Below are 19196 nucleotides of genomic sequence, written 5' to 3'. Positions count from 1 at the left end.
GCCATCATCCCAACTGCCCGACCCAAATAATGCCCAACCGGCTATGGCTTACATGATCCTCCCCTTTTCAGGGGAGGATCAGGCGTATCAGATCGCCTTCATGATGAGCGAGGCGTTGGTGCCGCCGAAGCCGAACGAGTTGTTCAGCACCGCGCGCACCTTGCGCTCCTTGGCGACGTGCGGGACCAGGTCGACGCCCTTGCAGCTTTCGCTCGGCTCGTCGAGATTGAGCGTCGGCGGCACGATCTGGTCGCGCATGGCGAGGATGCAGAAGATGCTCTCCACCGCGCCCGCGCCGCCCAGCAGGTGGCCGATCGCCGACTTGGTCGACGACATCGACATGCTGCCCAGATGATCGCCGAACAGACGCTTGACCGCGCCCAGTTCCAGTTCGTCGCCCAGCGGGGTCGAGGTGCCATGCGCGTTCACATAGTCGATATCTTCCAGGCTGAGGCCCGAGCGCTTGAGCGCCATCTGCATCGAACGGAAACCGCCATTGCCTTCCGGGTGCGGCGCGGTGACATGATAGGCGTCGCCGGTCAGGCCATAGCCGATGACTTCGGCATAGATTTTCGCGCCGCGCGCCTTGGCCCGCTCATATTCTTCCAGCACGACCACGCCCGCGCCTTCGCCCATGACGAAGCCGTCACGGTTGACGTCATAGGGACGCGACGCCTTTTCCGGCGTGTCGTTGAAGCCGGTCGAGAGCGCACGCGCCTGGGCGAAGCCGGCAATGCCGATCGGGCAGATCGCGCTTTCCGCGCCACCCGCCAGCATCACGTCAGCATCGTCCATCGCGATCATGCGCGCAGCGTCGCCGATCGAGTGGGCGCCGGTCGAACAGGCGGTGACGACGGCATGGTTCGGACCCATCAGGCCGTACTTGATCGAGACCTGGCCCGAGATCAGGTTGATCAGGCGGCCATGGACGAAGTGCGGCGAAACCCGGTTGGGGCCCTTGTTGGCCAGCACCAGCGATTCGCTTTCGATGCCCGGCAGGCCGCCGATGCCCGAACCGATCGAGCAGCCGGCGCGCAGGCGCTCTTCTTCCGACATATTGTCCAGGCCCGCGTCGCGCAGCGCCTGGCTGGCGGCGGAAATGCCATAGACGATGAACGGATCGACCTGGCGCTGGATCTTGTGGTCGACGTCCAGCGAGGCGTCATAGCCATATTCATGATCCGCCGGCTTCACTTCGCAGGCGATGCGGCACTTGTAATCGGTGGCGTCGAAGCGGGTGATCGTCGCCGCGCCGGATTTCGACGCGATGATGTTCTTCCAGGTGGTTTCGACATCCCCGCCAAGCGGGCTTACCATGCCAAGGCCGGTTACGACGACGCGACGCATATGCTTGCTCCGAAATTCCAATTTTTGGTTCCGTGCCGCTCATCTAGGCGTTCCACACGCACTTGTGAACGGCAGGCCAGATACGAAAAGGCTCCCCAAGCTCCGGGATCACCGGACAGGAGGAGCCAATCCTTGTGCAAGGAGGGCGGCCCGCCACTGAGGGCAGGCCGCGAAGCCCTTAGGCCTTGCTGTCGATATAGTCGATCGCGTCCTTGACGGTGGCGATCTTCTCAGCCGCATCGTCCGGGATTTCGACGCCGAATTCTTCTTCGAACGCCATCACCAGTTCAACGATGTCCAGGCTGTCTGCGCCCAGATCGTCGATGAAGCTGGCGTCCTCGGTCACCTTCTCGGCTTCGACGCCCAGATGCTCGACGACGATTTTCTTTACGCGATCCGCGGTCTCACTCATGAGTGGTCCTTCTTACTGGGTATCGTTGGTGGTTCTGAATAACCGTTAAGGCATTGCCCTAGTGCCAAGCCCCGATAGAGGCAAGAGGGAAGCCCGCCAAGCCCCTAGATGGAGGAACAGGTGCGTTTCGGCAATAAAAAGCCGGAAAAAACCCGGAAACAACGGGTTGTTTACCAAAATTTCAGCCGCTTGTGCCAGTCAACAGCGATGATCGACCGCCTGTGCCCCGACCAGTTCATCACCCCCGAACGGGTCCGAATGACCGCCTGGCTGATGCTGGCTGCGACGCTGATCGGCCTCACCTACCTGTTCGCGACGGCGCATGGCACGGTAGATTCGCTCGGCCGGCCGCTTGGCACGGACTTCTCCAACGTCTGGACGGCGGGATGGATGGCCGACCATGGCCAGGCCGCCCAGGCATGGAACTGGCCCGCCCATCATGAAGTGCAGAAGGCGATCCATCATGATCCCGCCATCCCTTTCTATGGCTGGCACTATCCCCCGCCCTTCCTGATCCTGGCCACGTTGCTGGCGCAAATCCCCTACACCCCTGCCCTGCTGCTGTGGCAGGGACTGACGCTGGCCGGCGCGCTGATGGTCGTCCGCCATGTCCTGCTGGGTCAGCGCGACGCGCTGCTCATCGCGCTCGGTGCGCCGGTGGTGATGGTGTGCCTGGGCCATGGCCAGAATGCGTTCATGACCGCCGGCCTGCTGGGCGGCGGCATGGCCCTGCTCGACCGACGTCCCTGGATCGCCGGCATGCTGCTGGGCGCATTGGTCTACAAACCGCAATTTGCGGTGCTGATCCCTGTGCTGATCATCGCACGCGGCAATGCCCGCGCCTTCCTGGCCGCCGGTCTGACCTCGGCCGGCCTGTGCCTGCTGACATTGCTGATCTGGGGCTGGCCGGTGTGGCAGGCGTTCATCGATTCTCTGCCCCTGACGCAGCATATCATCATCGAAAATGGTGCCACCGGCTGGGAAAAGATCCAAAGCCCCTTTGCCGCCATTCGCCAATGGGGCGGCAGCATTCCAGCCGCCTATGTGGTGCAGGGCCTGGTGACAGCCATCGCCATCGGCATCGCCGCGCTGGTCGCCCGCCGTGGGACGATGGAAGTGCGGGGCGCCGCTGCGCTCAGCGCCGCCCTGCTCTGCACACCCTATGTGCTCGATTATGACTATGTGCTGCTGGGGATGGCGATCGCCTTCGTCGCCGCCGACATGGGCAAGCGCGGCGCGCTAAGCTGGGAACGAAGCTGGCTGGCCTATGCCTGGATGGCGCCGCTATTCGGCCGGGCCGTGTCGGAATGGACCCATGTGCCGGTCAACCTGATCGCCGCGATCGCGGTGCTGGCGCTGGCGATGCGGCGCGCCATCCTGCTGGACGGCGCGCTCGCTTATAATCTGCCCGGCCGGACAAAGATCGCCTGACCGGGACTTCAGTCAGATCATCGCCATGCCGCCGTTGACGTGCAGGGTCTGGCCGTTGACATAGCCCGCCTCCTTGCTCGCCAGATAGGCGACTGCTGCGCCGATATCGTCGCCATCGCCCAGATCGCCGGCCGGGATCTTGGCCAGGATCGTGCCCTTCTGGGCATCGTTCAGCGCATCGGTCATGGCCGACCGGATGAAGCCGGGCGCCACGCAGTTCACCGTGATACCGCGGCTCGCCAGTTCCTGGCCCAGCGACTTCGACATGCCGATGATGCCGGCCTTCGACGCGCAATAGTTGGACTGGCCCGGATTGCCGGTGACGCCCACGACCGAGGTGATCGAGATGATGCGGCCAAAGCGCGCCTTCATCATCGGCTTGGCGGCGGCGCGGCACAGGCGGAAGGCGGCTTCCAGATTGACCGCGATAACCTGCGACCATTCCTCGTCCTTCATGCGCAGGATCAGGTTGTCGCGGGTGATGCCGGCATTGTTGACCAGGATGTCGATCTTGCCGCCCAGCGCTTCCACCGCCTGCGGCACCAACGCGTCGACGGCGGCCGGATCGGACAGGTTGCAGACCAAGGTCTTGTGATCGCCGCCCAGTTCGGCGGCGAAGGCCTTGAGCTTCTCCTCATTGCTGCCCGACAGCGCCAGCGTGGCGCCCTGCGCGGCCAGCGCCTTGGCGATGGAGGAACCAATGCCCCCCGAAGCGCCCGTCACCAGCGCGGTCATTCCCGTCAGATCGAACATTCTAGTCTCCCTTGAAGTGTGGCGGCCGGCGGTCGAAGAAGGCGTCGATCGCCTCGTCATGATCCGCGGTCGCGTGGGCCAGCGCCTGCATGGCGCCCGCCATTTCCAGTGTCTGTGATAGTTCAGCCGTCTGCGCCGCGCGCAGCAGCCGCTTGGTCATCCGTGTCGCATGCGGCGGGTTGGCGGCGATCGCATCGGCCTGCGCCCGCGCCACCTTCATAAGGTCCGCGTCGGGCACCACATCGCCGACCAGCCCGATCCGCAGTGCCTCGCCCGCGTCGATCGTTTCGCCGGTCAGCGAGAGTTGCGACGCCTTGGAAAAGCCGATGATGCGCGGCAGCAACCAGGCCCCGCCATCGCCCGACACCAGGCCTAGCTTCACGAAGCTTTCGGCAAAGCGCGCGCTTTGCCCCGCGATGCGCAGGTCGCACATGCAGGCCAGGTCCAGCCCCGCGCCGATCGCCGGGCCATTGACCGCCGCGATCACTGGCAGCTCGATCGCCTGGAACAGCAGAGGCAGGCGCTGGATGCCCGCACGATAATTGCGCCGCGTCTGCGCCGGCAGGCTGGCGCGCAGCCCGCCGGCATCCGGCCGCATCGCGTTGAGATCGCCACCCGAGGAGAAGGCACTGCCCGCCCCGGTCAGGATCGCAACATGGATGCCCGCGTCCCGGTCCGCCGCCTCGAACACGTCGCACAGCGCATCCACCATCGCCGGATCGGAGATCGGGTTGCGCCGGTCGGGCAGGTTCAGCGTGACCGTCAGGACGGCCCCGTCACGGTGGGTAAGGACCGGGCTCTCGCTCACAGCGCGCCCAGCACCGCCTCGATATCGTCCATCGTCACCACGCTGCGCACGGTGGCGTCCGGCGCGATGCGCTTGACCATCGGGCCGAGCACCTTGCCGCCCAGTTCGACGAAATCGGTGACGCCCGCGTCCCACATCGCGCCGATCGACTCGCGCCAGCGGACGCGACCGGTGACCTGCTCGACCAGACGCTCGCGAATGTCGGTCGGGTCGCTGATCGGCGCGGCCAGCACATTGGCATAGACCGGCAGCAGCGGCGCGTTGATCGTCGCCTTGGCGAGCGCTTCCGCCATCGCATCGGCAGCCGGCTGCATCAGCGGGCAGTGGAAGGGCGCCGACACCGGCAGCAGCACGCCGCGCTTGATGCCATAATCCTTAACCAGCGCGACGGCGCGCTCGATCGCGCCCTTGTGGCCGGAAATGACGACCTGGCTGGGATCATTGTCGTTGGCGACGGTGCAGACTTCGCCCTCGGCAGCGGCATCGGCCAGCGCCTGTGCCTTTTCGATGTCGGCGCCCAGCAGCGCGGCCATCGCACCCTCGCCCACCGGCACGGCGGCCTGCATCGCCTGACCGCGCAGCTTGAGCAGGCGGGCGGTGGTGCCAAGATCGAACGCCTCGACCGCGCAGAGCGCACTATATTCACCCAGCGAGTGGCCTGCGACATAATCACCCTTGTCAGCCAGGCTGAAGCCGCCTTCCTTCTGCATCACGCGCAGCGTGGCGAGCGCATTGGCCATGATCGCCGGCTGGGCATTCTCGGTCAGGGTCAGGTCGCTCTCGGGGCCTTCCACCATGATGCGGAACAGATGCTGCGACAGGGCGTCATCGACTTCCTGGAACAGTTCCTTTGCCGCCGGGCTTGCCTCAGCCAGCGCCTTGCCCATGCCGACCGACTGGCTACCCTGGCCCGGGAAAAGAAATGCCCTCATCTTCCATCCTCTGATCTACTGGTGTCTTTCCGGAGAAAAACACGGGAATTCACGCACGTTACACTTTGAGACATATATGGCATTGAGGCGTACATTGCTTTTCGGCACGTAACGACCTGATACACCTGCCCCCTGTCTCTCCGGGGGAATATTGCTGGCCCCTTTAACGACGACGGAGTGCAAGGAAAAGGTGCGATATCGCATTGCATGGCTCACGGGATCGGTGCTTGCACTGTCCGCCTGCGCGGCGGGGCCGAACTATCACGCGCCGCAATCCGCCGCGCTGGGCGTGCCTGCCGGCTATAGCCAGGGCAGCGGCGCCGCGCTGGACGACGCCACCCTCGCCACCTGGTGGACGCGGCTCAACGATCCGACGCTGACCGGCCTGATCGATCAGGCGATCGCCGGCAACCTGGACATCGTCCAGGCGCAGGCACGGCTGCGGCAGGCGCGGGAATCCCTGCGCCAGGCCAATGCCGCCTTCCTGCCGCAGGTGAACGGATCGGCCAGCGGCGGCAAGAATTACCGCAGTCAGGCCGGCGGCACGCGTGTCGACGACAGCGGCAACGTCATCTCCACCGGCGCCAGCAACTGGTCCAGCAGCTATTCGGCCGGCGCCAATGCCAGCTGGCAGATCGACCTGTTCGGCGAATTGTCGCGCTCGGCCGAAGCGGCGCGGGCCGATCTTGCCGCGTCCGGCTATGACCTCGCCAATGTGCGGATGACCATCATTTCCGAACTGGTCACCAACTATGTTCAGGCGCGCGCATCGCAGGAGCAGCTGCGCATCGCCCGCGAGACGCAGAAGGTGCAGCAGGACAATTACGACATCGCCCGCTGGCGGTTGCAGGCCGGGCTGGTCTCCTCGCTCGACGAGCAGCAGGCCAGAGCCCAGCTCGCCCAGACCAACGCCACCATCCCCCAGCTCGAAGCCAGCCTGAAGGGCAGCCTCAACCGCATCGCCGTGCTGACCGGCCAGGCGCCGGGCGACGCGACCCGCGCGCTGGAAACGCCGACACCGATCCCCACCGCCGCCACCGACATCGCCACCGGCATTCCGGCCGATACGCTGCGCCAGCGACCCGATGTGCGGTCCGCCGAACGGGCGCTGGCCGCCGCCACCGCGCGGATCGGCGTCGCCCAGGCACAGCTCTATCCCTCGTTCGGCATCAGCGGCAACATCGGCACCACGTCGAACGCCTTCAAGGATCTGTTCGACCTCATCACCGGCGGCGTCTTTGCCAATGTCGCCCAGACCATCTTCGATGGTGGCCGCCTCGCCTCGCAGGTCCGCGCGCAGAAGGCGGCGACCGATGCCGCCTTCGCCGCCTACAAGCAGAGCGTCCTCGGCGCGCTGGAGGATGTCGAAAATGGCATGGCCTCGCTCGACAGTGCCCGCCGACGCAAGGTCGAGTTCGCCACCGCCTATGAAGCGTCGAACAATGCCGCGATCCTGGCGCGCAGCCAGTATCAGTCCGGCCTGATCGACTTCCAGACCCTGTCCAGCAGCGAAACCACGTTGCTGAACGCCCGCAACAGCCTTGCCAGCGCCCAATCGGACGAGATCCTGGCCATCGCCCAGCTCTATAATGCGCTGGGTGGCGGCTGGCAGAATATGGATGACCGCCCCCATGAGCAATGACGCCAGCCCCGACCAGGATCTCAACGACTTTCTGGGCGCCAAGCCGGAAAAGCCGTATCGCAAGTGGATGATGCGCGGAATTATCGGCGTCGTGCTGCTGATCCTGGTCCTGCTTGTCGCCCGCTGCTTTGCCGGCGATGACAAGCCCAATTATGCCACCCGCGAGGCGCGCCAGGGCGACCTGACGGTCAGCGTATCGGCGACCGGCAATTTGAAGCCGATCAACCAGGTCGATGTGGGGTCCGAACAGTCGGGCAAGATCACCGCCGTCTATGTCGACGTCAATGATCGCGTGACCAAGGGGCAGAAGCTCGCCGAACTGGACACCCGCCGCCTGGTCGACACGATCAACCAGACGCAGGCTCAGGTCGCCTCCTCCCAGGCTGGCGTCGCCCAGGCGCAGGCGCAGGTCGCGCTGGCCAAGGCGACGCTCGATCGTCAGCTCAACGTCTATCAGCGTTCGGGTGGCAAGGTGCCGGCCAAGACCGAACTGGATTCGGCCCGCGCCGACTATAATGGCGCGCTCGCCAATCTTCGTTCGGCGCAGGCGCAGGTGAATGTCTCGCGCGCCCAGCTGTCGACCGCCCAGACCAACCTGTCGATCGCCCAGATCGTCTCGCCCGTCACCGGCGTGGTCCTGTCGCGCGACATCGAACCGGGCCAGACCGTCGCCGCCTCGCTCAATGCGCCGGTGCTGTTCACCATCGCCGAGGATCTCACCAAGATGGAGGTCGAGGTATCGGTGGACGAAGCCGATGTCGGCCAGGTCAAGGAAGGCCAGACCGCCAATTTCGCCGTCGACGCCTTCCCCGGCAGCACCTTCCCGGCAAAGGTCACGCGGGTGAATGTCGGATCGAACAGCTCCAGCAGCAGCTCGTCCTCCTCGTCCTCGACTAGCACGACCAGCAGCTCGACCGGCACGGTCGTCGCCTATACCGCCGTGCTGTCGGTCGATAATGCGGACGAAACCCTGCGTCCGGGCATGACCGCGACCGCCGACATCGTGACCCAGGAACTGCATGATGTGCTGCTCGTCCCCAACAGCGCGCTCCGCTTCAAGCCCAGCAGCGGCGCCGGATCGGGCGGCGGCATCACCAGCGTCCTGCCCGGCCCCGGCCGCATGCGCCGCAGCGGTGCCAACCGACAGGTCAATTTCGGCGCGGGTAGCAGCCAGACCCTCTATGTCCTCGACGAAAAGGGCGATCCCAAGGCGATCCAGGTGACCGTCGGCGCCAGCGACGGATCGCGCACCGTCATCACCGGCGGCGACCTGAAGCCCGGCATGAAGGTCATCACCGGCCAGCTTGCCGCCGGCGCGCAGCAGCCCGCCGAGGACCAGAAGGCAGACCCCGCCGCTGGCGACACGAAGGATCGCCCGCGCAATCCCGCCGCCGACGGCAGCCCCGCCAGCGTCAAGTCGCTTGGCAATTCGGGCGATGCCGCGCCCCAGACCGCCCCGGTCGCCCCGACGCCCGCCGCCCCCCAGGGCAGCGGCGGCGCGGAGAGCCGGGGCACCGGCCGGCAGAGCGGAACCTGACCCCATGGCCGCCGATCCCATCATCTCGCTGCGGGGGATCACCAAGATCTTCGGCAGCGGCCCCACCGCCTTTCAGGCACTCAAGGGCATCGACCTCGATATCGAGCAGGGTGATTTCGTCGCCGTCATGGGGCCTTCGGGCTCGGGCAAGTCGACGACGATGAACATACTGGGCTGCCTCGACGTGCCATCGGGCGGGCAGTTCCTGTTCAAGGGCCGCCATGTCGAGACGCTGGACCGCGATCAGCGCGCGCTGCTGCGCCGCCGCTATCTCGGCTTCGTCTTCCAGGGCTTCAACCTGCTCGCCCGCACCAGCGCGCTCGAAAATGTCGAGCTGCCCCTGCTTTATCGCGGCGAGGACAAGAAGACCCGCTATGACATGGGCATGGCCGCGCTCGACAAGGTGGGCCTGAAGGACTGGTGGGACCATACGCCGGCCGAACTGTCCGGCGGCCAGCAACAGCGCGTCGCGATCGCCCGTGCCATCGTCACCCAGCCCGACGTGCTGCTGGCGGACGAACCGACCGGCAATCTCGATTCCGAACGGTCGGTGGAGATCATGCAATTGCTGACCGACCTCAACCAGAATAGCGGCATCACCGTGCTGATGGTGACGCACGAACCCGACATGGCCGAATTTGCCCGCACCATCGTCCATTTCAAGGATGGGCTGGTGGAGCGGGTCGACAAGGGCCAGGGCGGACCGCAGAAGGGAGCCGTGGGCTGATGCTGGGCACCACTGTCATCCTCGCCTTCCGGGCGATCAACCGGCACAAGATGCGCAGCTTCCTCACGACGCTCGGCATCATCATCGGCGTTGCCGCCGTCGTCACCATGGTGACGCTGGGCAATGGCGCGACCGCCGCCGTGCGCGAACAGATCAGCTCGCTGGGCGCCAATGTGCTGCAACTGCGCCCCGGCCAGGGCTTCGGCCGTGGCGGCGGCGGGCCGCGCCCGCCCAATTTCAAGGAAGCGGACCTGACCGCGATCGAGAACCAGCTGACCGGCGTGCGCGCCGTGGCGCCGGTGGTCCAGTCGAGCGGCACCGCCATCTATGAAGGCAATAACTGGTCGACCACTGTCTATGGCACGACCTCCGCCTATTCGCAGGTCCAGTCCTGGAATGTGTCGGAAGGCCGGCTGTTCATGCCGGACGAGGAAGAGGCCGGCAAATCGGTCTGCATCATCGGCAATACGGTGCGCACCAACCTGTTCCAGGGCAATGACCCGATCGGCAAGCGGATGCGCATCAAGGGCGTGAGCTGTCAGGTGGTGGGCGTACTGGCGACCCGCGGCCAGGGCGGCTTTGGCGACCAGGACGATGTCGTCGTCATGCCGATCAAGTTCGTCCAGCGCCGCTTCACCGGCGATCGCGACATCAGCCAGATCATGGTCGCGGTCGACGACGCCTATGACAGCGCGACCGTGCAGGACAGCCTGGAGCAGCTGATGCGCGAGCGGCGCAAGATCAAGGCGGGCGCGGAGGATAATTTCAACGTCTTCGACACCAAGCAGATCAGCGACACGCTGACCGGCACCACCACCATCCTGACCCAGATCGTCGCGGCGGTCGCCGCCATCTCGCTGCTGGTCGGCGGCATCGGCATCATGAACATCATGTTGGTGTCGGTGACGGAACGCACCCGCGAGATCGGCATCCGCCTCGCCATCGGCGCGGTCGCGCGCGAAGTGCTGATGCAGTTTCTGGTGGAGGCGATCGTGCTGTCGTGCATGGGCGGCCTGATCGGCCTGGTCATCGCCCTGATCGCATCGGTCGGCATCGCGCCGCTGATGAAGGTGCCCTTCACCTTCGATCCGCAGGTCAATCTGATCGCCTTCCTCTTTTCGGCGGCGATCGGCGTGGTGTTCGGCTATTTCCCCGCCCGCCGGGCGGCCAGCCTCAACCCGATCGACGCGCTGCGGCACGAATAGGCTGATACATTTTCCGACAAAAGGGCGGTTATCCGGGATAATGCTGCGACATCTTCTGCCTAATCCCTCCCTCCATGGCGCCGCTCCGGCGCCGTGGAAGGAATGCCTCCATGAAGATGATCGCCGCCAGCCTCATCAGCAGTGCGCTGCTGTTCGGGGTCAGCCTCACCCCCTTTGCCGACGCGCAGGCACCGCAAACGGCGCAATTGCTGGAGGGCAAGGATCATCCCATCCTGCTCGCCCGCATGACCGTCACCGCCACGCCCCTGCCCGCCGTCTCTCTGCCCGCCTCCACCGACTGAGCCGCCGCCGCGCGCCGGAGCGGCGCGCATGAACGGCGTCATCGGCCTGCTCGGCACGCTGGCGCTGCTGCTGGCCGCGGGCGGTGCGATCGGCCTGATCGATCGGCGCGGCTTTCGGCCTGGCTGGCTGCTGGTTGCCGTCGCCCTGGTCGCTGCCAATGACGCGCTGCTGACCCGCGCCTATCGCCATATCCCCGACCTCATCCCTGCTGCCGACTGGAACTGGCAGGGCAAGCTGCTAGCCCTTGCCCTCACGCTGCTGGTGGCCGCCCTGCCGGTATTTGGCTGGAAGCGGGTCGGCCTCACCCTCCGGCAAGCACGCGGCAGCCTGACCGCTGCCCTGCCCGTGGCTCTCCTCTATTGCGCCTTCTTCACCGCGCTCGCGCTCTATTTCCCCGACGATCCCAGCAGCGCGGAGGAAATCGCCTTCCAGCTCACCATGCCGGGGCTGGAGGAAGAACCCTTTTATCGCGGCATTCTGCTTTTCGCGCTCGATCGCGCCTTTACCCGGCGGGTTCGCTTTCTCGGCGTCGACTGGGGCTGGGGCGCCCTGCTTTCCTGCGGCCTGTTCGGCCTTGCCCATGCGTTCGGCTATTCGGGCGGCCATTTCAGCTTTGACCCGATGGTGATGGCGCTTACCGCCATCCCCTCGCTACTCACCGTCTGGCTGCGCCTGCGTACCGGCAGCCTGCTGCTGCCGATCCTGCTGCACAATTTCGGCAATGCCATCTCGCTGATGTTGTGAGTCGAACAAGGCATTGAAAAATCGCCATTTCTGAACCGATATTCAGCTTAAATCGGGTTTTGATACAATTTCCGACAAAACTGCCCCACCCTTGGGACAGGCTTGCGACAAGCGCGGCCTATCTCTGTCTTCGACGCCGGAAGCGGCGCCCTCGATTGAAACAAGAGGAATGAAGACATGTTCAAGAAGATCATCCTGGCCCTGACCGCCACCGCCGTTGCCGCCAGCCCGATCGTCACCGCCCAGGCCCAGGCCGCGCCCCATCGCGAGACCGTCCGGGTCGTGAAGGAAGGTCCGCACCGCACCGTCGTCCAGAAGAAGACGGTGGTGCGCAACGATCGCCACTGGGCCAAGGGCCAGCGCTTCGATCGCCGCTACGCGACCAATTACCGGGTCGTCGACAATTATCGCGGCTATCGCCTGTCGGCCCCGCCGCGCGGTTATCACTGGGTCCGCTCGGGCAATGACGCGGTGCTGGTCGCGATCACCAGCGGGATCATCGGCGCGGTCGTCGCCGGCGCCATCCGCTAAGCGCCCCACTTCCTGAAAAGCGCCCTGGAGCCACCGCTCCGGGGCGCTTTCGCGTTCACACCAGCCCGGTCAGATAATAGACGGCGATCACGACGAAGACGGTCATCGTCTTGATGAGCGTCAGCGCGAATATGTCCTTATAGGCCTGACGATGGGTGAGGCCCGTCACCGCCAGCAAGGTGATGACCGCGCCATTGTGCGGCAGGCTGTCCATGCCCCCCGATGCCATCGACGCAACCCGATGCAGCACCTCTCTTGGGATGCCCGCCGCGTCGCCCGCCGCCACGAACTGGTCCGCCATCGCCGCCAGCGCGATCGACAGGCCGCCCGACGCCGATCCGGTGATGCCCGCCAGGGTCGTCACCGTAATGGCTTCGTTGATCAGCGGGTTCGGCACCGCCTTCAGCGCGTCCTTGACGACCAGGAAGCCGGGCAGCGCCGCGATCACCCCGCCAAAGCCATATTCGACCGCCGTGTTCATCCCCGCCAGCAAGGCGCCACCGACCGCCGCCTTCGCCCCTTCCGCAAAGCGCCGTGCCACGACCGGGAAGGCAAAGATCAGGATGGTGGCGATGCCCATCAGCAGCGCCCCCTCCACCGCCCACAGTGCCGCTTGCTGTGTCACCTTCGCTGTCACCGGATCGGGCAGACCCGCCAGCCGAATACTCACCTCTTCCGACCCGCCGGTGATGCGCGGGATCAGCAGGGTCAGCGCCAGATTGCCCAGCCCCACCACCAGCAGCGGCAGCAGGGCGACCAACGGATGAACGGTGATCGCCTCTTCCTGCCGATCGGGTTCGTTGACCAGCGTTTCGGGTGCGCCATAGCCCTCCCCCGCGGCCGCCATCGCCCGGCGCCGCCAGTTGAGATAGGCAAGGCCCGCCGCCGCGATCACCATTGACCCGATCACGCCCAGCACCGGCGCCGCCCAGGCGGTGGTGCCAAAGAAGCTTGCCGGAATGACATTCTGGATCTGCGGCGTACCCGGCAGCGCATCCATGGTGAAGGTCAGCGCGCCAAGGCCGATGGTGGCCGGCACCAGCCGCTTGGGAATATCGGCGCGGCGAAACATCTCGGCGGCGAAGGGATAGACGGCGAACACCGCCACGAAGACCGAGACCCCGCCATAGGTCAGCAGCGCCGTCACGATCATGATCGCCGGGATCGCCCTTCCCGCGCCCACGAAACCGATCACCGCCGTCACGATCGCGCGGGAAAAGCCCGATATCTCGACCAGCTTGCCGAACAGCGCGCCGAGCAGGAAGACGGGAAAATAGAGTTTCAGGAAGGTAGCGACCTTGTCCATGAACAGGCCGGAAAAGGCGGTGGGCACCGCCGCCGGATCGGTCAGGAACACCGCCAGCATGGCGAGCAAGGGCGCCATCAATATGACGCTCATGCCGCGATAGGCCGCCAGCATCAGCAAGATCAGCGCCAGTGCCGCGATCGCGACCGCCATCCGTCTCTCCTTCTCTTTTTCTGGCAGGCAGGATAGAGACAGGTGAAGCCTGACTGCAAGCAGGGCCGCTGCCGCCCATGGCTGCACCGATGCCGCTTGCCTTTCCCCCGCTTTTCCGTCATAGGCGCGCCTTCGCTCGGCCCCGGATTCGGACGTCGAACGATTTCGAATGCTTGAGACGACAGCCGGAGGGGCGTTCCACATGGGGTGGGCGTCAGCGATCGGCCAACAGATGAGGCAATAACCATGGCTCTTTACGAGCATGTGTTCCTTGCGCGCCAGGATCTGGCACAGGCGCAGGTGGACGCTCTGGCGGAAACCGCCACCAAGATCGTCGAGGAAAATGAAGGCAAGGTGACCAAGGTCGAGACCTGGGGCCTGCGTTCGCTCGCGTACAAGATCGCCAAGAACCGCAAGGCGCACTACGTCATGCTGAACATCGACGCACCGGGCAACGTGATTGCCGAGCTGGAGCGTCAGACCCAGATCAACGAAGACATCATCCGCTACATGACCATCAAGGTCGAAGAGCTGGAAGCCGGTCCGTCGGTGATGATGCGCAAGCAGGAACGCGCCGAACGCGGCGACCGTGCCCCCCGTGGTGACCGTGGCCCGCGCCGTGAGCGCGAAGAAGCCCCGGCTGCCGAATAAGGAGATCTGAAACATGGCACGCCCGTTTTTCCGCCGCCGCAAGAGCTGCCCCTTCGCCGCCAAGGATGCGCCGAAGATCGATTACAAGGACGTCCGTCTGCTGCAGGGCTTCGTGTCCGAGCGCGGCAAGATCGTCCCCAGCCGCATCACCGCGGTGTCCGCCAAGAAGCAGCGTGAGCTGGCCCAGGCCATCAAGCGCGCCCGTCACCTGGGCCTGCTGCCCTACATCGTGAAGTAAGGGAGAAAGACCCATGGAAATCATTCTCCTTGAGCGCATCGAAAAGCTGGGCGCGATCGGCGACGTCGTCACCGTGAAGGACGGTTACGCTCGTAACTTCCTGCTGCCCAACAAGAAGGCTCTTCGTTCGAACGCCGCCAACAAGGCCGTGTTCGAAGCCAACCGCGCGAAGATCGAAGCCGACAACGCCGCTCGTCGTTCGGACGCCGAAAAGGCTGCCGAAGGCGTCAACGGCAAGCAGATCGTCCTGATCCGCCAGTCGTCGAACGCCGGCCACCTGTACGGCTCGGTCGCCGTCCGTGACGTCGTCGACGCGCTGCACGCCGATGGCGTGACCAACGTCTCCAAGGCGATGGTCGTGCTGGAGCGTCCGATCAAGACCCTGGGCGTCTTCGACGTCAAGGTCGCGCTGCACCCGGAAGTGGCCGTCACCATCACGGTGAACGTTGCCCGCTCGCCGGAAGAAGCCGAACTGCAGGCGCAGGGCGTCGACGTGATGGCCGACCTGTTCGAGAAGGACGAAGCCGGCTTCACCGAGGATTACGATCCGAACGCCGAGCCGGGCGAAATCGCCGTCGAGGCGGAAGAAGCCCCGGCCGAAGAAGCCTGAGCCTCTTCGCTCTGACAAACGAGAAAGCCGTCCGTCACCGGGCGGCTTTTTTGTTGCCTTGGGCGGCTGATCGAACGCTCACCGAGCTTGGCCTGTCGGTCTATGAGCAGTGCCGCACCGCCGTCACCGCCCCATTGCCCGATTTCCTGACGCTCTATCCCAAGGGCCACGTCCAGATCGTCACGGTCGGGCGCCCTGCGCTACCCTTTCCCGGAATGGCAGGCGCAGGAGGGGATCGTCCACCTCGTCTTCACCACCCGCACCGGGCTACCGCCGCTGGTGCGCGCCTGGATCGATCATCTCGCCGCCCATTTCAGCAACGGCGATATCTTCTCACCCTGATGTCAGCCCTGCGCCCGGCGACGGCGCGTTTCCCAACCCTTCTTCGCTGCGGCCGACCGATCGGCCGCCTTGCGCCGGTCGGCGGCATGGCTGTCGGGCTTGCCCCGCCCCGATCCCGACAGATTTCCGCCGCCCGAATCCTTGTTCACCGTGGCCCAAGCCCGCGCCTCCGCTTCGTCATGCGACACGCCACGCTCTTCATAGCTTTGCGCGATATGCGCGGCCTTGCGCTTCTGCTTGCCAGTGTAACGATCCTTGTCGCCTCTGGGCATGTCTGCCTCCTTTTTTCGTCCCATATCGGTTCAAATACCGAGGGGCGTTTCCCGAGGATTGCCATTAAGTTGCATGGCGAGAAAATGAGGAACGGAGAGTCGCCATGAACGTTCCGGACATCATGGAGCAACGCACCCTGCTTGAGCGCCTCGCCCGGCACCTCGCCGCCGGGGCAACGCATAACTGGCCCTATTGGGTCGAGGACGCCGCCAGCATATTGGCGATGCTCAAGGAGCCCGACCCCGCCATGCGCGAGACGGGCGACGTGACCGCCTGGCAGGCGATGATCGATACCGCCCTGCAACAGCGCTGGACCATCTTTCCGCCCGGCATGACCGGCGCCGACGAGGATCATGCCGGCAGCGCGGACGAAGAGGGCGAAATTCGCCTCTCGCCCGAGGCTATCGACCAGGACGCCGCCAAGTGGGTCCATCTCCACAGTGCGTCGAAGGAGACACCATGAAGGGATTGTTGAAGCTGGCCTTTCTGACCGGCCTTGGCGCCGTTGCCTGGAAGAGCCTGAAGGAACGCGCCGGCAAGGATGATGGTGCCACCGCCGATGATCCGGACGATCGCGGCCCGGTCGGCTCGTCCGGCATCGTCCGCGACGCCGGGCCGCAGGCGGACGACAGCGATTGGGACATGGTCGATGAACAGTCCGACGAATCCTTTCCCGCCAGCGATCCGCCCGGCAATTACTGATATCGCCGACACCCGGTCACGAACCGGCAATCATCGCTCCATTGCCCCCACCCTGCCCGCGCATTAAGAAGCGCGCACGGATGATATCCATCCGTTTCAACAGGGGAATTATTTAACCATGCCTTCGGGTCTGATCGCGCTGCTCGACGATGTTGCCGGTATCGCCAAGATGGCGGCCACGTCGCTGGACGATGTCGCCGCTGCTGCCGGCAAGGCCGGCACAAAGGCCGCCGGCGTCGTCATCGACGATACTGCCGTGACACCCAATTATGTCATGGGCCTGTCGCCCGACCGCGAACTGCCGATCATCTGGAAGATCGCGCGCGGATCGCTGCGCAACAAATTGCTGTTCCTGCTGCCGGCGGCACTGGCGCTCAGCGCCTTTGCCCCCTGGCTGCTGCCGCCGCTGCTGATGCTCGGCGGCGCCTTCCTGTGCTTCGAGGCGGCGGAGAAGCTGCTGGAGGCGATCCAGGGCGGCCATGACGAGGTGGCGGATGCCGCCGCAACCCTCACCTCCAAGGAACTGGAGGACCAGAAGGTCTCCAGCGCTATCCGCACCGACTTCATCCTGTCGGGCGAGATCATGGCGATTGCGCTCGGCACTGTCGCCAGCGAGCCGATCTGGGAACAGGCGATCATCCTGGTCGTCGTCGCCATCGCGATCACCGCCGGCGTCTATGGCGTGGTCGGCTTCATCGTGAAGATGGACGATATCGGCCTGCACCTCGCCCAACGCAGTGGCGCGGCGACGCGCGCCATCGGGCGCGGCCTGGTAAAGGCGATGCCGGTCGTGATGAGCGTGCTGGGCGTCGTCGGTACGGCGGCGATGTTGTGGGTGGGCGGTGGCCTGATCGTCCATGGCCTGCACGAATTTCACTGGGATCTGATCCCCGGCACGATCCATCATCTGGCGCAAGGCGCCGCCCAAGCCGTGCCCGCGATCGGTCCGGTGATCGACTGGCTGGTGAATGCGATCGGCGCGGGCATTGTCGGGCTGGTGATCGGCGGCATCATCGTTGCCGTGCTGCATCTGTTCAAGAAGCACTGAGGCGATTAAGGGGAGCGCCCGCGCCTTTGCCGGCGCTTCCCTCGCTCCGGACTTTCCAAGTGACCCAATCTTCCCCCTGGCGCATCGAGGCGCGCGCGCTAATCACGCTCGCCATTCCCATGATCGCGGGCAATGTCGCCTGGTCGGGGATCGCCGCGACCGATCTGCTGCTCGTCGGTCGACTGGGCGCGGAAGCGGTCGCCGCCGGGGCGCTGGCGATCAACCTGTTCAACGCGCTGCTGATCTTCGGCCTCGGCCTCGTCACCGCCGCCGCGCCGCTGATCGCCAGCGAGCGGGGCCGTCGCCGCCATTCGGTGCGCGACGTGCGCCGCACCGTCCACCAGACGCTGCGCGCCGCCGCCTTCTTCGTGCTGCCGGCCTGGCTGATCCTGTGGCATTGCGAGGCGATCCTGCGCGCCATGGGGCAGGAACCCGATCTGGCGCGCGAAGCCGGCCATCTGATGCGCGGCATGCAATGGGCGCTGCTGCCCTTCCTCTGCTTCACCACGCTGCGCAACTTCATCTCGGCACTGGAGCGCCCGCTCTGGGGCCTCATCATCATGCTGCTCGCCATCCCGTTCAACGTGCTGGTCGGCTGGGCGCTGATCTTCGGCCATCTCGGCCTGCCCGCGCTCGGCCTGCTGGGCGCCGGCATCGCCAGCACCCTCTCCTCCACCTTCCTGTTTCTGGGCCTGCTGACCGTCATCCTGGTCGATCGCCGCTTCCGCCGCTATCGGCTGATGGGCCGCTTCTGGACGCGTGACCGCGACCGGCAGCGGGCAGTGTGGACGCTGGGCCTACCGATCGCGATCACGCTGGGGCTGGAAGTCACCGTGTTCAATGCCTCGGCCTTCCTGATGGGGCTGATCGACCGGGAATCGCTCGCCGCCCACGCCGTGGCGATCCAGATCGCCTCGCTGGTCTTCATGGTGCCGATGGGCATTGGCCAGGCCGCGACCGTACGCGTCGGCGTCGCCTATGGCCGGGCCGATCCTGCCGCGATCGGCCGAGCCGGCTGGCTGGCGCTGATCGTCGGCACCGGCTTCGCCATGGCCGCCGCGCTGATGCTGGTCCTGATCCCGCGACCGCTGGTGTCGATCTTCCTCGACGTCCATGATCCGGCCAATCTCGCCACCGCCAATCTGGCGGTCAGCTTCCTGGCGGTCGCCGCGCTGTTCCAGCTGGTCGACGCGGCCCAGGCCGTCGGCGCCGGCGTGCTGCGCGGTATCCAGGATACCAAGGTGCCGATGATCTTCGCCCTTTTCGGCTACTGGATCATCGGTATCGGCGTCGGCGCCCTGCTCGCTTTCCCGATGGGGCTGCATGGCGTGGGCATCTGGTTCGGCCTGGCTGCGGGCCTCGGCACGGTGGCGATCCTGCTGATCGCGCGCTGGTCGCTGCGCGACCGGCTGGGGCTGGTTCTGCGCTAGGAAAACGGCCGCACAATTCGTCGTGAAAATCCGGCCGGTTGCACGGCAGGCACATGGTGCGACGCACAAAG

The 19196-nt window shown here is 65.5% G+C and carries 22 protein-coding genes; 15 read left to right on the top strand and 7 right to left on the bottom strand.

Annotation, left to right across the window (positions count from 1 at the left end; translation table 11 throughout):
* Window positions 1-87: 87 nt before the first annotated feature.
* On the bottom strand, window positions 88-1347 hold the full coding sequence (gene fabF, locus HH800_RS05410; protein ID WP_004212097.1) for a beta-ketoacyl-ACP synthase II: 1260 nt from the start codon (window positions 1345-1347) through the stop codon (window positions 88-90).
* A 178-nt stretch (window positions 1348-1525) separates the two neighbouring features.
* Window positions 1526-1759, bottom strand: a complete 234-nt coding sequence (locus HH800_RS05405; protein ID WP_004212096.1) for an acyl carrier protein — start codon at window positions 1757-1759, stop codon at window positions 1526-1528.
* 207 nt (window positions 1760-1966) lie between these two features.
* Between HH800_RS05405 and HH800_RS05400 the strand changes: the two genes are divergently transcribed.
* Window positions 1967-3190 (top strand): glycosyltransferase family 87 protein, encoded by a 1224-nt coding sequence (locus HH800_RS05400; protein ID WP_169860406.1) that lies wholly within the window; start codon window positions 1967-1969, stop codon window positions 3188-3190.
* Between the two features lie 12 nt (window positions 3191-3202).
* On the opposite strand, the gene fabG is transcribed toward HH800_RS05400, so the two are convergent.
* The 3 genes from fabG to fabD are packed head-to-tail and all read right to left on the bottom strand — an operon-like array spanning window position 3203 to window position 5683.
* Window positions 3203-3943 (bottom strand): 3-oxoacyl-[acyl-carrier-protein] reductase, encoded by a 741-nt coding sequence (fabG, locus tag HH800_RS05395; protein WP_004212094.1) that lies wholly within the window; start codon window positions 3941-3943, stop codon window positions 3203-3205.
* Window position 3944: 1 nt separating this feature from the next.
* Window positions 3945-4751 carry a crotonase/enoyl-CoA hydratase family protein gene (locus HH800_RS05390; protein WP_169860405.1) on the bottom strand — a complete coding sequence of 269 codons (807 nt, stop codon included), beginning with the start codon at window positions 4749-4751 and terminating at the stop codon, window positions 3945-3947.
* Window positions 4748-5683, bottom strand: a complete 936-nt coding sequence (gene fabD, locus HH800_RS05385) for an ACP S-malonyltransferase (RefSeq protein ID WP_097382735.1) — start codon at window positions 5681-5683, stop codon at window positions 4748-4750. The genes HH800_RS05390 and fabD overlap by 4 nt, the downstream gene beginning before the upstream one ends.
* 190 nt (window positions 5684-5873) lie before the next feature.
* Between fabD and HH800_RS05380 the strand changes: the two genes are divergently transcribed.
* The 7 genes from HH800_RS05380 (at window position 5874) to HH800_RS05350 (ending at window position 12372) form a co-directional block, all read left to right on the top strand.
* Window positions 5874-7325, top strand: a complete 1452-nt coding sequence (locus HH800_RS05380) for an efflux transporter outer membrane subunit (protein ID WP_169860404.1) — start codon at window positions 5874-5876, stop codon at window positions 7323-7325.
* Window positions 7315-8862 (top strand): efflux RND transporter periplasmic adaptor subunit, encoded by a 1548-nt coding sequence (locus tag HH800_RS05375; protein ID WP_169860403.1) that lies wholly within the window; start codon window positions 7315-7317, stop codon window positions 8860-8862. Before HH800_RS05380 ends, HH800_RS05375 begins: the two co-directional genes overlap by 11 nt.
* A gap of 4 nt (window positions 8863-8866) precedes the next feature.
* Window positions 8867-9589 (top strand): ABC transporter ATP-binding protein, encoded by a 723-nt coding sequence (locus HH800_RS05370; RefSeq protein WP_161733605.1) that lies wholly within the window; start codon window positions 8867-8869, stop codon window positions 9587-9589.
* On the top strand, window positions 9589-10794 hold the full coding sequence (locus tag HH800_RS05365; protein WP_004212085.1) for an ABC transporter permease: 1206 nt from the start codon (window positions 9589-9591) through the stop codon (window positions 10792-10794). The genes HH800_RS05370 and HH800_RS05365 overlap by 1 nt, the downstream gene beginning before the upstream one ends.
* A 110-nt stretch (window positions 10795-10904) precedes the next feature.
* Complete coding sequence (locus HH800_RS05360) at window positions 10905-11096, top strand: hypothetical protein (protein ID WP_017501187.1); 192 nt, start codon at window positions 10905-10907, stop codon at window positions 11094-11096.
* Window positions 11097-11124: 28 nt separating this feature from the next.
* Window positions 11125-11841 (top strand): CPBP family intramembrane glutamic endopeptidase, BDIM_20840 family, encoded by a 717-nt coding sequence (locus HH800_RS05355; RefSeq protein ID WP_169860402.1) that lies wholly within the window; start codon window positions 11125-11127, stop codon window positions 11839-11841.
* 177 nt (window positions 11842-12018) lie between these two features.
* The gene (locus HH800_RS05350; protein ID WP_010335400.1) at window positions 12019-12372 is read left to right on the top strand and encodes an RcnB family protein; all 354 of its coding nucleotides are present in this window, start codon (window positions 12019-12021) and stop codon (window positions 12370-12372) included.
* Window positions 12373-12427: 55 nt separating this feature from the next.
* On the opposite strand, the gene HH800_RS05345 is transcribed toward HH800_RS05350, so the two are convergent.
* Complete coding sequence (locus tag HH800_RS05345; RefSeq protein ID WP_169860401.1) at window positions 12428-13831, bottom strand: GntP family permease; 1404 nt, start codon at window positions 13829-13831, stop codon at window positions 12428-12430.
* A gap of 246 nt (window positions 13832-14077) precedes the next feature.
* On the opposite strand from HH800_RS05345, the gene rpsF reads away from it, so the two are divergent.
* The 3 genes from rpsF to rplI are packed head-to-tail and all read left to right on the top strand — an operon-like array spanning window position 14078 to window position 15330.
* On the top strand, window positions 14078-14482 hold the full coding sequence (rpsF, locus tag HH800_RS05340; RefSeq protein ID WP_004212077.1) for a 30S ribosomal protein S6: 405 nt from the start codon (window positions 14078-14080) through the stop codon (window positions 14480-14482).
* Window positions 14483-14495: 13 nt separating this feature from the next.
* Window positions 14496-14720: a 30S ribosomal protein S18 gene (gene rpsR, locus HH800_RS05335; protein WP_004212076.1), complete on the top strand. Its 225-nt coding sequence runs from the start codon at window positions 14496-14498 to the stop codon at window positions 14718-14720.
* Between the two features lie 13 nt (window positions 14721-14733).
* Complete coding sequence (rplI, locus tag HH800_RS05330) at window positions 14734-15330, top strand: 50S ribosomal protein L9 (protein ID WP_004212072.1); 597 nt, start codon at window positions 14734-14736, stop codon at window positions 15328-15330.
* A 344-nt stretch (window positions 15331-15674) separates the two neighbouring features.
* Here rplI and HH800_RS05325 read toward each other — a convergent pair whose 3' ends face one another.
* Window positions 15675-15944: a plasmid stabilization protein gene (locus tag HH800_RS05325; RefSeq protein WP_069336817.1), complete on the bottom strand. Its 270-nt coding sequence runs from the start codon at window positions 15942-15944 to the stop codon at window positions 15675-15677.
* Window positions 15945-16048: 104 nt separating this feature from the next.
* Here HH800_RS05325 and HH800_RS05320 point away from each other — a divergent pair, with 104 nt between their 5' ends.
* The 4 genes from HH800_RS05320 to HH800_RS05305 all read left to right on the top strand — a co-directional run bounded on the left by HH800_RS05320 (window position 16049) and on the right by HH800_RS05305 (window position 19125).
* Window positions 16049-16408 carry a hypothetical protein gene (locus HH800_RS05320; protein WP_017501193.1) on the top strand — a complete coding sequence of 120 codons (360 nt, stop codon included), beginning with the start codon at window positions 16049-16051 and terminating at the stop codon, window positions 16406-16408.
* On the top strand, window positions 16405-16647 hold the full coding sequence (locus tag HH800_RS05315) for a hypothetical protein (RefSeq protein ID WP_169860400.1): 243 nt from the start codon (window positions 16405-16407) through the stop codon (window positions 16645-16647). The genes HH800_RS05320 and HH800_RS05315 overlap by 4 nt, the downstream gene beginning before the upstream one ends.
* 118 nt (window positions 16648-16765) lie before the next feature.
* Window positions 16766-17695 (top strand): DUF808 domain-containing protein, encoded by a 930-nt coding sequence (locus HH800_RS05310; RefSeq protein ID WP_169860399.1) that lies wholly within the window; start codon window positions 16766-16768, stop codon window positions 17693-17695.
* Between the two features lie 119 nt (window positions 17696-17814).
* The gene (locus tag HH800_RS05305; RefSeq protein ID WP_051886708.1) at window positions 17815-19125 is read left to right on the top strand and encodes an MATE family efflux transporter; all 1311 of its coding nucleotides are present in this window, start codon (window positions 17815-17817) and stop codon (window positions 19123-19125) included.
* Window positions 19126-19196: the final 71 nt, after the last annotated feature.

Source organism: Sphingobium yanoikuyae, from assembly GCF_013001025.1.
Taxonomy (GTDB): Bacteria; Pseudomonadota; Alphaproteobacteria; order Sphingomonadales; family Sphingomonadaceae; genus Sphingobium; species Sphingobium yanoikuyae_A.
Note: the sequence above shows the minus strand (reverse complement) of the source record. Positions and strands in the feature narration are given on the sequence as shown.